Source organism: Acididesulfobacillus acetoxydans, from assembly GCF_902729405.1.
In the GTDB taxonomy this organism is placed as follows: domain Bacteria; phylum Bacillota; class Desulfitobacteriia; order Desulfitobacteriales; family Desulfitobacteriaceae; genus Acididesulfobacillus; species Acididesulfobacillus acetoxydans.
Map to the genome: position 1 here is coordinate 2,530,055 of NZ_LR746496.1, position 14,441 is coordinate 2,544,495.

The 14,441-nt window shown below is 55.8% G+C and carries 13 protein-coding genes; 9 read left to right on the forward strand and 4 right to left on the reverse strand.

What is annotated here, in order from left to right; translation table 11 throughout:
• Positions 1–82: 82 nt before the first annotated feature.
• The 4 genes from MNU25_RS11195 to kapD all read left to right on the forward strand — a co-directional run bounded on the left by MNU25_RS11195 (position 83) and on the right by kapD (position 4,386).
• On the forward strand, positions 83–451 hold the full coding sequence (locus MNU25_RS11195) for a hydrogenase maturation nickel metallochaperone HypA/HybF (RefSeq protein ID WP_240985144.1): 369 nt from the start codon (positions 83–85) through the stop codon (positions 449–451).
• Positions 441–1,112 (forward strand): hydrogenase nickel incorporation protein HypB, encoded by a 672-nt coding sequence (gene hypB / locus MNU25_RS11200; protein WP_240985145.1) that lies wholly within the window; start codon positions 441–443, stop codon positions 1,110–1,112. The genes MNU25_RS11195 and hypB overlap by 11 nt, the downstream gene beginning before the upstream one ends.
• Positions 1,109–3,643, forward strand: a complete 2,535-nt coding sequence (gene hypF / locus MNU25_RS11205) for a carbamoyltransferase HypF (RefSeq protein ID WP_240985146.1) — start codon at positions 1,109–1,111, stop codon at positions 3,641–3,643. Before hypB ends, hypF begins: the two co-directional genes overlap by 4 nt.
• Positions 3,644–3,774: 131 nt before the next feature.
• Positions 3,775–4,386 (forward strand): 3'-5' exonuclease KapD, encoded by a 612-nt coding sequence (gene kapD, locus MNU25_RS11210; protein ID WP_261486640.1) that lies wholly within the window; start codon positions 3,775–3,777, stop codon positions 4,384–4,386.
• A 30-nt stretch (positions 4,387–4,416) separates the two neighbouring features.
• On the opposite strand, the gene MNU25_RS11215 is transcribed toward kapD, so the two are convergent.
• Positions 4,417–5,400 carry an FMN-binding glutamate synthase family protein gene (locus MNU25_RS11215; RefSeq protein WP_240985148.1) on the reverse strand — a complete coding sequence of 328 codons (984 nt, stop codon included), beginning with the start codon at positions 5,398–5,400 and terminating at the stop codon, positions 4,417–4,419.
• A gap of 403 nt (positions 5,401–5,803) precedes the next feature.
• Here MNU25_RS11215 and ltrA point away from each other — a divergent pair, with 403 nt between their 5' ends.
• The gene (gene ltrA, locus MNU25_RS11220; protein WP_240983528.1) at positions 5,804–7,213 is read left to right on the forward strand and encodes a group II intron reverse transcriptase/maturase; all 1,410 of its coding nucleotides are present in this window, start codon (positions 5,804–5,806) and stop codon (positions 7,211–7,213) included.
• Here ltrA and MNU25_RS11225 read toward each other — a convergent pair.
• The 3 genes from MNU25_RS11225 to MNU25_RS11235 all read right to left on the reverse strand — a co-directional run bounded on the left by MNU25_RS11225 (position 7,148) and on the right by MNU25_RS11235 (position 9,623).
• Positions 7,148–7,723 (reverse strand): hypothetical protein, encoded by a 576-nt coding sequence (locus MNU25_RS11225; RefSeq protein ID WP_240985149.1) that lies wholly within the window; start codon positions 7,721–7,723, stop codon positions 7,148–7,150. The two genes, ltrA and MNU25_RS11225, sit on opposite strands and share 66 nt — an antisense overlap.
• Positions 7,724–7,797: 74 nt before the next feature.
• Positions 7,798–9,231, reverse strand: a complete 1,434-nt coding sequence (locus MNU25_RS11230) for a cbb3-type cytochrome c oxidase subunit I (protein WP_240985150.1) — start codon at positions 9,229–9,231, stop codon at positions 7,798–7,800.
• On the reverse strand, positions 9,228–9,623 hold the full coding sequence (locus MNU25_RS11235; RefSeq protein ID WP_240985151.1) for a c-type cytochrome: 396 nt from the start codon (positions 9,621–9,623) through the stop codon (positions 9,228–9,230). Before MNU25_RS11235 ends, MNU25_RS11230 begins: the two co-directional genes overlap by 4 nt.
• Positions 9,624–9,960: 337 nt before the next feature.
• Here MNU25_RS11235 and MNU25_RS11240 point away from each other — a divergent pair, with 337 nt between their 5' ends.
• The 4 genes from MNU25_RS11240 (at position 9,961) to MNU25_RS11255 (ending at position 14,358) form a co-directional block, all read left to right on the forward strand.
• Positions 9,961–10,755 carry a methyltetrahydrofolate cobalamin methyltransferase gene (locus tag MNU25_RS11240; protein ID WP_240985152.1) on the forward strand — a complete coding sequence of 265 codons (795 nt, stop codon included), beginning with the start codon at positions 9,961–9,963 and terminating at the stop codon, positions 10,753–10,755.
• 438 nt (positions 10,756–11,193) lie between these two features.
• Positions 11,194–11,511: a DUF6951 family protein gene (locus tag MNU25_RS11245; protein WP_240985153.1), complete on the forward strand. Its 318-nt coding sequence runs from the start codon at positions 11,194–11,196 to the stop codon at positions 11,509–11,511.
• Positions 11,512–11,823: 312 nt separating this feature from the next.
• Positions 11,824–13,659, forward strand: a complete 1,836-nt coding sequence (locus MNU25_RS11250) for an ASKHA domain-containing protein (RefSeq protein ID WP_240985154.1) — start codon at positions 11,824–11,826, stop codon at positions 13,657–13,659.
• 354 nt (positions 13,660–14,013) lie between these two features.
• A complete protein-coding gene (locus MNU25_RS11255; RefSeq protein WP_240985155.1) occupies positions 14,014–14,358 on the forward strand; it encodes a cupin domain-containing protein in 345 nt (114 codons plus the stop codon).
• Positions 14,359–14,441 lie beyond the last annotated feature (83 nt).

Below are 14,441 nucleotides of genomic sequence, written 5' to 3' on the forward strand. Positions count from 1 at the left end.
CGGGCGACCGGATGCTCCGAAAGGTTGAGTTTCCGCTCAGGAGCGAAGGGGACGGTGAACCTCGCGAAAGGAGTCGGAAGAGATGCATGAGATGGGCCTCATGGCCGAAATGGTGGATCTTCTGGCGGAGAGTGCCAAAGAACATCAAGTGCGCCGCATCGATAAGGTGAAGCTGATCGTGGGAAAAATGACCAACGCCCTGCCCGATGCCCTCCAAATGGCCTTTGACGTGTATAAAGAACAGGAACTTTTCAGTCCCTCGGCCGTCCTCGAGATTGAGGAAAGAGAGACCATCGGGCACTGTGCCGAATGCGGGACGACCTTTCCGGTCCGGGACAACGCACTTTTCATCTGCCCGTCTTGTCAGGGACTGAGAATCGATATCGTTTCGGGACGGGAACTGTACATTGAAAACTATGAGGGAGAAGAGGAAACCCGTTATGACAATTAAAGTGGACCTGGGAACCCCTTTGCTCGCCCGCAATGAAGAGATGGCTGAAGAAATACGTTACCTGGCGGCAGAGAACCAGATTTTTATCGTTAACATCATGAGTTCGCCCGGGGCAGGAAAGACCACACTGTTGGAACAGGCCCTGGGCTATTTGACAAAAGAACTGCGGACGGCGGTCATCGAAGGGGACATTGCGACCACGCGCGATGCGGATCGCATTTCCGCCCACGGGGTGGAAGCGGTGCAGCTCAATACCGAGGGGGCTTGTCATCTGGATGCCCGGATGGTTTACCGAGCCATGCAAAAGCTGGATCTAACTCAAGTGGACCTTCTCCTGATCGAAAACATCGGTAATTTGGTCTGCCCGGCCGAATTCAACCTTGGTGAGGACCTGCGCCTTGTTCTGCTGAGCACGACGGAAGGGAACGATAAAGTGGTGAAATATCCTGTTATGTTCCGGGATGCTCAGATGTTGGTCATCAACAAGGTAGACCTCTTGCCTTATACCGATTTCAGCAGGGAGGAACTGGCCGGCGATGTGGCAGGACTCAATCCCGCCCTGGAAATTTTCTATACTTCGGCCCGCAGCGGCGAAGGTGTAGAGAATTGGGTCAAACGGCTGGTCGGGCTCGTCCGAGCTAAGTATGGGGTATCTTCATGAGGGAAACATCCGGGTCGGGACAGGCTTGTTGGCATATTCAGATCACGGGGATGGTTCAGGGAGTGGGTTTTCGCCCCTATTTGTACCGTCTGGCGCAAGACTACGGTTTGCTGGGCTGGGTGCTGAACGACGGCGAAGGGGTGGAGCTCGAGGTGCAGGGGCCGCGTGCGGCTCTTGCCGGTTTCTTGGAGGCGTTGCCGCGGGAAAAGCCCCCTTTGGCCCAAATTCACGGCTTGACTAAACAAGAGCGCCCGCCGGGGACTTTCACGCGTTTCGAAATTCGCGCCAGCGTCCTGCACTCGCGTCCCCAGGTTCTTATCCCTCCCGACCTGGCTATTTGTCCGCAGTGCCGGGAGGAAGTTCTGGCCGCCGGGGAGCGTTATCACCATTATCCCTTTACTAACTGTACTTATTGCGGCCCGCGCTTTACGGTAGTTAAAGGGCTTCCTTATGACCGTGTGCGCACCTCGATGGCGGCCTTTGAGATGTGTCCCGAATGTGCGGCAGATTACCGCAATCCCTTGCACCGGCGCTTCCACGCCCAACCTACGGCCTGCAGCCGCTGCGGTCCCCAGGTTACCCTCCTGGACCGAGAAGGGGTGCCGCTGTCGGGCCATTGGGAAGAGAGATTTTCCGTTCTGCTGCGGGCGGGCAAAATCTTTGCCGTCAAGGGGATCGGAGGGTTTCATCTTGTCTGTTCGGCCCTGAACCAAGAGGCCGTTCAACGCCTGCGCCAGGCCAAGAAGCGCCCCTTTCGTCCCTTGGCCGTTATGGCCAAAGATGTGGCAACGGTGAAGAAGTATTGCCGTGTCAGTCCTCTGGAGCGGGAAACCCTTCTCGGTCCGGCGGCTCCTATCGTCATTCTGGAGACCAAGCCGGGAGCGGTTCCGGAGAACTTGGCTCCCCGGCAAAAGACTCTGGGAGTTATGCTCCCCTATAGTCCTTTGCATATCCTGCTTTTTACCGCGGAGACTGATCTTTTGGTCATGACGAGCGGGAATGCGCGGGGTCTGCCTATCGTCAAGGATAACGAGGAGGCTTTGCGCGATTTGTCTCCCTTTGCCGACTATTTCCTCGTGCATAACCGGGAAATCGTCAATCGCTGTGATGACTCGGTCGTGCGCGTGATCCAAGGCGGCGTCCATTTTTACCGCCGTTCCCGCGGCTATGTACCGGCCCCGGTGGCTTTAACTCTTGATACGGAAGCCGACGTGTTGGGCTGCGGCGGGGAGATGAAAAATACCTTCTGCCTCATCCAGGGGCGGAACGCTTTTCTCAGCCAGCACCTCGGTGACATGACTTACCTGGAGGGCTTGGAAAATTACCGCCGGGCCCTGCGGCACTTGCAAGGGCTTTTGCAAATCGCGCCCCGGATCATCGGCTATGATCTTCACCCTCAGTACAGTGTCACTCCCCTCGTGCGCGGACTGTTTGAGGGCCCGGATGAGACGGAGGGGGAGGCAGAGGGGAATAAGAATGTTAAGAGAGAGGGAGGTATACAGAGAAGCGGAGGTATAAAGAAAGAGGGCGGTATAAAGGGAAGCGGGGGTATAAAGAGAAACGAGCAGGTTCCTGTCCGCTTTTTCGCCGTCCAGCACCATCACGCTCACCTGGCCTCAGCCATGGCGGACAATGCCCTGGAGGGGGAAGTCATCGGGGCTATCCTGGACGGAACCGGCTACGGCACGGACGGCACACTTTGGGGGTTTGAGATCCTCAGCGGCGGTTACCGGTCGTTTACCCGGCAGGTGCACTTGGCACCCGTGCCTCTGCCCGGGGGGGAACGTGCGGTTCTCAATCCCTGGCTGACCGCGACGGCTTATCTCTTGACCTACCTGGGTGAGGAGGGGAAAAGTTTGGCCGAGCGCTGTTTCCCGGGCAGAGAAAAGGATGTGGCCCAGGTAGCGCGTATGCTTGAACACGAGGTCAATGCGCCTGGGGCCAGTGGGGCGGGGCGGCTTTTTGATGCGGCGGCCGCTTTACTCGGAATTTGCCTGACCAGTACGTACGACGGTCAGGCGGCCATGGAGCTTGGGGAGCTGGCGAGAGTGAGCCTCTCCGCAGGCGGGTTTTCGTCGGCGGCTGCGTTGGGACCCGGGGAACCCGCTTCTGATCGCGTTGATGATACCTGGCAAGAGTACCGTGTCGGGCAGTGTGTATCCGGGGAGTCCGCCTCTTATCCCTTTGGCTTGAGGGACGGCATTCTGGAGGCAGATGGGCTTCTGCGGGGAATACTCCGCGACCGGCAAGCCGGCTTCGCAGTCAGAAAAATAGCCGTCAAATTTCATCGGAGCGTGGCGCAAATGGTCTTAGCGGGTGTCAAAGAGGCTTTTCGCCACACTGGGTTACGACGGGTGGTCCTAAGCGGCGGGGTCTGGCAGAATCCGCTGCTTCTGGACTTGGCGCTCGAGCTTCTCAGCGCCAACGGGTTTACCGTCTATACCCATCGGTCCGTTCCCGCCAATGACGGGGGTTTGTCCTTGGGTCAGGCGGTGGCGGCTTATCATATGTGGCTGAGCGAGCAGAGTTAGCAAGCCGGCGGGACCTTTGGGGCTATACTAACGAAGTTAGACGGCATTCGGCTGAGTGAGCAAGGTTGCGGCTATTCTCTGCAAGGAACAGGGAGCGAGTATGATGATTTGGAGAAAGGGGCAAAGGAAGGATGGAGTTTCTCTGCGTGGACTTTGAGTTTAGCGTTAAAAGGGCCTTTGGCAGTCCGCGGGCCTGGTTCCCGGAAATCATTGAGGTGGGGGGGGTGCGGGTCAGCGCCGAGGGCGAACTCGGTTTGGAGCGATACGGGGCCTTTGTCAAACCGCGTTTTTGGCCGCGCTTGGGACCGGATTGTTACGGGATCACGGGTATCAGGCAGGAGGATGTGGATCAGGGGGTTTCCTTGGAAGACGCGCTTCCCAGACTGAAGGACTTGGCCCCGGCCCCGGACACCTGGCTGGTCGCCTGGGGAGACGCTGACCGGCGCATTCTCGGCCATGTATGTGAACAGTATGGGCTCGAGTATCCCTATCTTTGGGAGAATTACTGTGATCTGGCGGAATCATATAAAAATTTTGCTCAACTGGAGAGGACGGCATCTCTAAAAACCGCCGTGACGGAAATGAAGGTAGAACAGGTGGGCATCCTCCATTCCGCCTTGGATGACGCGGTTAACGCGGCTCTGGTCATGCAGAAAATGCTGGCTCAGGGATGGTCGGCGGAGCGGGCTTCCCTTATTCCCGAGTCGGGGAAGAAAAAAGCGGGCGGTCACCGGGGAGTCTAGGCCCATCCCGCTTGACACCCGGGGGGAATTTCACCAAGCCCGTTTCACCCCGGTTATCTCAGCTGTCAAGGCATCGAGAGCCACAAGGTCGTCGGGGTTCAGTTCTTTTAGAGAAGTCTTGCCCAGTGCGCGCATGGCTTCCTCCATTTCCAGAACGAGGGCACTAATCGCGTTCACGACACTGGTGGCCGCTTGTTCAATATTGAGCTTGTTTTTGCTGAGGGAATCATAAAAGACCAGGGTGGTCGGCGGCTCCCAAGGAATCACTTTGTCCAATTGCCTGTGGGGCAAAGAGAAAAGCGGCACGCTGGCCATATAAATAGCATCGGCACCCAAAGCCAGGGCCTTGAGGCATTCCCCGGGCGTGAAGAAGCCGCCGGCGATAATCAGGCTCACTTTGTCGCGCGCTTGTTGCCGGGTCAAAAAACGCTGGGCGCGCATCAAAGCAACCAGGGTAGGAAGGCCGAAATCGTCCTGCTTGATAGAGGAAGAGGCGTGCGAGCCCCCTTGGGCCCCGTCGATAACCAAAACGTCAAAACCCAATTTGAGTGCTGCCTCCAGGTCTTCCTCCAGGTTCCCCGTGGCCATTAGTTTTAAGGCGAGCGGGACGCCGCGGGCTTTTTGCCGCAAAGTCTTGACGAAGCCGGGCCAATCGCCGGGCTTGCTGATTCCGGGCGGGGCGGGCAGTCCGATGGCGGCGGCCCCGGGAGTGAGTCCCGAGAGTTCCTGGGCCCGGCCTTGGAACTCGGACGCCTCGATGCGCACCGGTCCGGTGTCTGCCCCCTGCCCGGTTTGCACTTCCAACATGTCGGCGGAGGCGATCTGTTCCGGCGTCCTGGCTCCCCAAGCCCAGCGCACGATTTGCAGGACGTATTTACCGGCGGCGGCCCGTTCTTCCGGCAAAAAAGGCCCTTCTCCCGAGCAGGTGCTGGTCTGCAGGGTTTTTGCGGCTTTGGCCAGGGCTATTTTCGCTTCGGCGCTCAGGGCTACACCGTAGCCCATGGCGCTGATCATGGTGCGCCACGCATGACGATTAACTTGACGGTGAAAGTCCGTTATGGGGGTATGTAGCGACCAACCATTAGCTCAAGGCAAGGGTGTCCATTGCGAGATGGAATCTGAAGGAAGCCGGCGGCAAAGTTCCGCCCCGAGGAACACGAACAATATTAGGCGCGAAATGTGGGGTAAGACTGCCATACAAGTTGAAGCCCAAAAGCTACACGGACACGTCAGCGTAAATGTTGCGGGGACATGGAATGAAAGTGAATCGTCTTACCGTGGGAGGCCTCACGGACGGGTGGAAACGGAGTAAGAAGCCCGGTTGAAACAAGATTTGTCGTGAGGAGTCAGCAGAAGCCATAGTACAGAGGTGTCCCGGACACCGACGGAAGGGCGGAACCAAAGGAGGTGTGGGTCAATGAAAGTTACCGAAGGTGGTAATTTAAAACACAGACAACTTTGCTTTAAAGACTATCTGCAAAGGTCATCTGCGGAACAGAGAGAGTATGCAGAAGTGTGCGTGCCACCCAGGATGACCAAAACCGACAACACCAACACAGACGAGCAGACAGAGAAACTGCTAGAGGAAATTCTCAGCGCCGAGAACCTTAATCGAGCCTACTACAGAGTGAAGGGGAACAAAGGCGCGGGTGGAATCGACGGTATGCAGGTGGACGAACTTCTACCCTACCTGAAAGGACACAAGGATGAACTTTTGCAAGCCCTCTGGGACGGGAAATACCGTCCGAAACCCGTACGGAGGGTAGAAATACCCAAAGAGAACGGGAAAATGAGAAAGCTGGGAATCCCTACCGTCGTGGACAGACTGATCCAACAGGCCATAACCCAGGTCCTTTCGCCAATCTTCGAAAGGCAATTCTCAGACAACAGCTATGGGTTCCGACCTCAACGAAGCGCTCACGACGCGCTAAGAGCATGTCAAAGGCATATCACAGAAGGCTTTGTCTACGTCGTGGACATGGACTTGGAGAAATACTTTGACACGGTCAACCAAAGCAAACTCATCCAAATCCTCTCAGACACCATCAAAGATGGACGAGTCATATCCCTAATCCATAAATTCCTCAGAGCAGGGATTATGGTGGACGGACTATTTGAAGAAAGTCCGGAAGGCGTACCCCAAGGGGGGCCCCTTAGTCCCTTACTTGGAAACGTCATGCTAAACGTTTGTGACCACGAGCTAGAAAAGCGTGGGCATCGCTTCGTACGCTACGCGGATGACATGATGATTTTCTGCAAAAGCGAGAAAGCGGCCCGGCGAACGCTAGACCATATTGTTCCTTATATCGAAGGGAAACTATTCCTCAGAGTCAATAAGGAGAAAACAAGCGTGGCACACGTGAGGAAAGTCAAGTATCTGGGATACGGCTTCTACATCCACAAAGGAAGAGGACGACTGAGAATCCACCCGAAAAGCATCCTGAAGCTAAAGGACAAGATCCGGAAAGTCACCGGACGGAGCAACGGGATGGGAATCGAGGAGAGAAAGGCAAAACTCAATTACATCATCCGAGGATGGACCAATTACTTTAAACTGGCAGACGCCAAAGCGTTACTCGGAAAGATGGACGAATGGCTACGAAGTCGAATTCGGATGGTCACATGGAAACGATGGAAGAGAGTACGCACACGATACGCGAACTTGCAGAAGCTTGGCATCAAGAAGGAGCAAGCATGGATGTGGGCAAACACAAGAAAGGGCTATTGGCGAGTAGCCCATAGCCACATTTTGACAATGTCCTTATCCAACAAACGCATCGAACGCGCAGGATACCCCAGTTTTAGTCAATGCTACTCTGCCAAATAACGTGTAAACTTTGGAGGCGCCGTATACCGAACGGTACGTACGGTGCTGTGGGAGGTCGGCTGGCCAATTAATGACCAGCCTCCTACCCGATATGGGGATGCGCAAGGTAAGAGGTCTTTCGGAACCGGGGCCGAGCGTAACTTGCATATCGACGGGTGTACTTTCGATGAGGTACGGGCCGGACATCTGGTGGGGCGAAAACATAAGGTTATCAAAGCCGGGAAAATGTTTGGGACTGCCGATGGGACGGGTGATCGGCTGGCCGAATTCGGCGCGCAGGTCCGTCTCCAGGATATTGAGCACTGAAACGCGCTTGCCTGCCACCCAGAGCTCCATCAGGTTTTGAGTGTACTTATCCTCTACCAGTTTGCTGACAAAACTTGCGATCTCTTTGCCCAGGATGTAGCGGAAGAGTGGTTTGATCAAAAAGACTAAGACCAGGCAGAGTTGCAGCGCGAGCAGGCACAAGATGAGGAAGAGCCAAATTGAGTTTGTGAGTGTGATCTGCACAGTGTGTCACCATCCCATACCCCGGCAAGCGGGGGTTACTGCTTTGGCACTTGTGCGCCGCCGGAGGCTCGGTGTCAATGGCCGGAACTCGGGCTGTTTTGCTTCCTGGTTCGCCACCAGGCCGTGTAAATCTGCCAGATGAGGAGGAAATCGCCCAGGGCAAACACTCCCCCGGCCAGGACGCGAGCCAGCAAATACGGGGTGAGATGAAAGCGCACCTGCATGAAGTCCTGACCCAGGATGCGCCAGAGATAAGTTTGCACAAAACCGGCCACGAGCAGGGCCGTACCCATTCCGATCAGCCCGATGTTGAGCAGAAGAACCGCCAGGACTCCGGCCTTGTACCCTTTGGCAGTCGGTTCGCTCCCCCAGCTCAAGATGTAATAACATGCGGCTAGAACCAGAAAACCCATGCTGCCGAAGAGGGCGAGATGGGCGTGGGCAGAGGTCGTGTAAGTCCCGTGCACATAGAGATTGACCCAGGGAATGGTGATCATCAGGCCCAAGACTGAGGCGCCCAGGACATGATAAATTAGACTGCTGAGGATCAGCCAGAGGGTGAGCTTTTCCCGTTTGCTCTTGATCCCGGTCTTGCTGCTCAGTTTTGAACTCTTGAAACCAACATACGTCATCTGGACCAGCATTGCGACCGGAACCACCTCTAGTAGGCTGATGAGTGTGCCCAGGAGCAGCCAGAGGGAGGGGACTCCTATCCAGAAATAATGGTGGCCGGTGCTGTACAAACCGCCGCTGACCGCCAAACCGGCCTCCAGGTAAAGCCACTTCTCCACCTGTTCCCGCACAGCCAGGCCGGAAACTATGAAGAAGGTGGCGATGAACCCGGCGGTAGTCAACTCAAAGGCCATCTCTTCCCACAGATGAACCACCCAGAATTTGGCCGCCTCATCCAGGGTGGGATTATTGTAGTGGAGGGCATTGGGCAGGAGCAGGATGAGAAGGAAAAGAACGCCCACCGTCATGATGGCGGCGGCCGGGGTGATGTGGTGTTTATCAGCCCAGAGGGTGCGGACCAGGTTGTAGGCGGCGAGGAGCAGGGCTAGGCCGATACCGAGATAGAGAAGAGGCATTCCCTCCAGATATTCTCGCCCATTGCCGATACGCAGGCTCAAGCTAAGATAGACTGAAAGGGCGAAAGTCAGGACAATTCCAAACTGCCAGCGAGCCAGGCGGGGAGAGAAGACCTCGCGGTTCAGTTCGGCGGCGGTGAAGTAATAGACCATTCCCATGGTGCCGATCAGGGGCCAAAGGACGGCGAAACCGAGATGAATGGCCCGCCCAAATTCAAAGGGGATGGGCGAAGGGAGATCCGGTATCACCAAGTCCAAAGCGCCTGCGAGGGCGACCATACTTTGTACCGCGAAGAGCGTCACGGCCGCCAGGCAATAACGGCGGCTGATCATCTGGACGAGGAAAACCCGTTGCGGCGGGCGTGCCAAAACCCGGTGCCTGCCCGAGGCCTGAGAGGAAAACGCACGAAATAATTTCACGGCTCATCCCCTGCCTTTTGCGGCTGCGGCGGCCAGCCCAGAGTGGGTATGGTGTGTACATATTCCAGGTAGCTGACCACATTTTCCGCCTCAGTCCGCTTTAAAGCGGGGTGGTGCCGGTAACGGTTGGGGCGCATGACCGGCGGCTGAATGAGGTATTGAACCAGTTGGGGCGGGTTCACTTTGGCCACAATGTTAGTTAAATCCTCACCGACGTAGCCGCCGTTGCCGAACAAAGTGTGGCAGCTGACACAGTTGTGCTTTTGCCAGACCCGTTTGCCGGCGGCGGCCTGTTGAGAAATGGGAACAGGCAATCGGGCCGACAAAAGTGTCACCGCTGCGAATAGTACAAGGGAACAGGCACTCAAGATGAGGAAGGATCTCAATTTCAAGGTGTGCACTTCCTCTCCGGCGAATATGGCAAGCGTATTGTTTGCCGATGCGGGGGTTCTTTATACCTGCCATGTTCAGACCGTACGGATTACGTACGGATTACAGGTAAGCAATTTGAGGTCGTCCAAGGTCACTTTTCCCGCACCATGACGCCGATCAGCCGGGATGAATACTTGGATCCAATATACTTGTCGGGGAGTTTGAAAAAACGTTTGTCAAAATGGCCGAATCCGGGATAAAATATACTCGTGGTTTTGTGGTTCGGTCTGGGGAAACGCACGTTTCCGACCCTGCAAAATAGTTTTGCGGAGAAATTTGGAAAGGGGCAAAGTTATAGTGATCATCGTTGGAGAATTGATCAATTCCACTCGGAAGGCGATTGCCCAAGCAATCGAACAAAAGGACAAGCCTTATTTGCAGGATCTGGCAAAACGCCAGGCTGAATCGGGTGCCGCTTTTATCGACATCAACACGGCGGCCAGCGGCAATGAGATTGAGAACATGAAATGGATGGTTGAGCTTGTCCAGGAAGTGACGGATGTACCCCTCTGTATTGACAGCCCCAGCGCCGCGGCTTTGCAAACCGGTTTGCAACTTTGCCGGCAAAAGGCTTTGGTGAACTCCATCACGGCGGAGAAGGAGCGCTGGGAGCAAGTGCTTCCGCTGGTGCAGGAATTCAAGACGGGGGTTATTGCCCTTTGCATGGAAGACGGGGGTATGCCGGAGAGCACGGATGACCGTCTGCGGGTGGCGGAGAAATTGGTCACGGGGTTAACCGCCTCCGGTGTGGCAAAGACCGATATATACCTTGATCCCCTGATCAAACCGCTCGGGGTCAACCACAAGTTCGGCGCGGAAGTGCTGGAGACCACGCGTCTCCTACGGGAACGTTATCCCGAGGTCCACATTATTTCCGGGCTTTCCAATGTCTCGTTCGGACTGCCGGAACGCAGGCTGATTAACCGGGCGTTCATGACTATGAGCGTCGCCATGGGGATGGATGCTTTCATTCTTGATCCCCTCGATCAGGTGATGATGTCGTTTCTGGCGGCTGCACGGGCTTTGGCCGGGTACGATGAGTATTGCATGGACTATATTGCCGGGGTGCGCGCCGGAAAAGTTAAAGCTTGAAAGGGTTGCCTCGTGATGGGCGGCGGCACGGGTCACCGGTTGCCCGGTGCGACCGGCGGGATGTGAGGAAGGACCGCCTGGGTTCGAGGTCGCAATCCCGCGGGGGTTTCCGGATAAAGGTATACGTCAGAACAGGGACGGAAATATTGGGGCAGTATCCCGGCAATTCCCGGGTACTGCCCCTGAACGTTAGCACACTATCGCCATTGAGGCTATGCCCTTGAGAGGCTGTGCTATGCAGGCTGTGCTATTTTGAGTTCGAAATTTCAGTTGGAAATATGTTAAGCTTGTACTATAATTTAAGTGTCTTATAATCTAAAATGCCCTATAATTTTGCCGTTCTACAATTTGAGTCGAATGATTTGAATTGAGCGCGGGCGAGTATCGAGAAATATCGAAAGAGTGACAATTAGACAATTATTGGAGGAGGGGGCTAAGATGGCGACAGGAGTTATTCACAGCGGTATTTGCGGTTACACGATCACGGTCAAAGCGGACTCCACGGACGGGCAAACGGTGCGCTTGGATATCGAGACCCAGTGCCCAAACTGGCAAAAAATAGCCGCCGAATTGAAGGAAGTGGACGCCTTCCAGGAACTGTTCAAGAAACTGCATATGGGTCAGGTCTATGAGACTTTTGCCAAGTATAGCCCGCACCCCAGCTGCCCGGGCTTGTCGGGGACTCTCAAGACGGTGGAAGTGGCAGCCGGATTGGCCCTCCCGCAGAAAGCGGACATTGAGGTTACAAGAGAGTAGATGAGGGCAGAGCCCGTGCCGGATCAATGTGTCGCCGGCAGAGGATAAAAACGCGCGAGGGTGCACTGCGGAGGATGAAAGCGCGCGAGGGGGTACTGCGGAGGATGAAAGCGCGCGAGGGGGTACTGCGGAGGTTCGTTTGTCTCAGACGGCCGGGACTTTATGGGAACTTTCAGGAGAGATTTTACAGGCTCGGGCCTGAACCGAGGAGCGGCGAGAAAAAGAGCACGCCTCTGGGATTGAAAAAAGGCTGCGTAGGAGACAGCGGAGCCGAAAAAAGCGCAGGTGGATCGAGCGGAGGAGATGGAGCGGATGGAGAAAATGCCGGGGATGGAGAAGATGCCGGATATGGAAAAAGGAGTGCATTATCAGGTTACCTTTCTCCCGGATAAGATTCAGATGAAAGTCCCGGCCGGCATGAGTGTGTTGGCTGCGGCGGCCGAGGCCGGAGTGGAGTTGGAGGGTCCCTGCGGGGGAAAGGGGACCTGTGGCAAGTGCCGGGTTAAGCTCGTTGAAGAGAAGGGAGAAGAATGGGTGCGGGCCTGTCAAACCCCGGTTAATCGTGACCTGATGGTTGAGATTCCTCAGGCAGAGGTTTCGGTTCAGCGTAAAAGCGACCTTTCCCGGCGGGCGGTACCAGTCGATCTGGCGTCCGGCATCGAGAAGGTAAAACTGAAAGTTACCCCACCCTCGCTGGAACATCAGGTGGCTGATGCGGATCGATTCCTGTCGGCTCTGGACCGGGAAGATGTGAAACTCTCTTTGGAGGCCCTGCGTGCCTTGCCCCGAGCCCTGCGCCGGGCGGACGGGCTGGTCAGCGCGGTCTTGTGCGAAGACGAGGTTTTAACGGTGGAGGCGGGCGACACGACGGAACGTCTTTATGGTCTGGCCGTGGATATCGGAACCACGACCGTCGTGGCCGCTTTAGTTGATCTGAGACAGGGGGAAACCTTGGCCACGGCGTCCGCCAGTAACACGCAGAATATTTTCGGTGCCGACGTCATTGCCCGGATTGAGCATGCGACGCAAAAAGCGAAGGGCTTAGAACAACTGCAACAGCGGATTCTGCAGGTTATCCGTAAACTTGTCGCCCGCCTGGCTGCCGAAACCGGCGTCAAAGAGGAGGAGATTTACCAGGTCACGGTGGTGGGTAATACCACTATGAGCCATTTGTTTTTGGCGGTTGATCCGGCGAATCTGGCCCCTTCTCCGTTTATTCCGGGCTTTTCCCGTATGGTGAGTTTAAAGGCCAAGGAATTGGGGCTGAATACGGCCCCGCAAGCCCAGGTCTATGTGCTGCCCAATATCGCCGGGTATGTGGGAGCGGATACCGTAGGGGTTATTTTAGCTACGGAGTTAGATAAAAAGGAAGGTGTCAATCTGGCGGTTGACATCGGTACCAATGGAGAAATTGTCCTGGCTGCCCACGGTAAGATTTGGAGCTGCTCGACGGCGGCGGGACCCGCCTTTGAAGGGGCCCAGATCGAATTTGGTATGAGGGCCGCCACCGGCGCGATTGAAAAGGTGAAGATTACGGATGAAGGTCTACAGCTCCAAGTCATCGGCGACAGCGAGCCCAAAGGAATCTGTGGTTCGGGTTTGCTGGATCTGGTCGCAGAACTGGTGCGCACTGGGATCGTCGAAGAGAGCGGGCGGATGTTGGGAGCCGAAGAAGGGGACGATTTGCCGCCTGTCTTGCGGCAAAGACTGAGCAGAGCCGGTTCCGGCAACAGCTTTGTTCTGGCAGAGGCCGGTGCCGGTCGGAAAGACGATGTGGTACTCACCCAGAAAGATGTGCGGGAACTCCAATTGGCCAAAGCGGCAATGCGGGCCGGTATCGAGATTCTTCTCAGCACCGCGGGCATACGGTATCATGACCTGGATCAGGTTCTCCTGGCGGGGGCCTTTGGCAACTATGTCGACAAGTACAGTGCCTTGGCCATGGGGTTGTTGCCTCCCGTAGCGGCTGAAAAGATTCAATCCGTGGGCAATGCGGCCGGAGCAGGGGCCCAGCTCGCTCTGATTTCCCGCTCCGTGCGCGAACACTCCATGGAGATTGCCCGTAAGGTCGTGCATGTCGAGCTTTCCAGCCGCAGCGATTTTCAGGATAAGTTCGTCGATGCTCTGAGTTTGACGCAGGGGCTCTAGGACAGGGCCGAGCAAAAGGTCCGCTTGAGAAGAAAGACCCCGGGAAGCAAGGGTTACTACCCATGGGTACCCCTAATGACCGAGGGGGTAATTGGTACGAGAGAGCAGGAAAGCAGACATCCATCCACGATGACGTGGGTGGATGTCTGCTTTTAGCGGGCGGTAGTGCCAACGCGGAATGGGGAAGCCGACTTGGTTGTCAGCAGTTGTGGCAGAAAGAGCGGAGAAGAAGCAGAAAGCGTGATGCCAGTCACAGCTTAACCGGCTCAGTCTGCGTAGAATAAATTTGGGAATTGTACAAAGTCTATCACTTAAAGCTTATTGATTCGGAAAATCAGAAGGGGGGTACTCAACATGGTAAATATCATGAAGAACATTGATTTCGCCCACGTTTTCAACCTCAAAGAGCAGATTTCCTATCAGCAAGGTCAGGTGGTCAGCATGACGATTGCCCAAATCCCTGCGGTCAATATCACGTTATTTTCTCTTGACACCGGCGAAGGTATCAGTACGCACACCACGGCCGGGGATGCCATGGTGCAGGTGCTGGACGGAGAGGCGGAGATCACGATTGGGGACGAGGTTCTAACTGTAAAAGAGGGCGAAACGGTGATTATGCCCTCCGATGTTCCCCATAGCCTGGAAGCCCGCCGGCGCTTTAAGATGCTTTTGACCGTAGTTAAGAAGCCGGCGGAGTAAGAGTAGGGCAATTTCCCCGGACCGGGGAGACCGGTTTAGCGGCAGGATCGGTCCGGAGGATGCCGATGAGACACAAGCAAAGC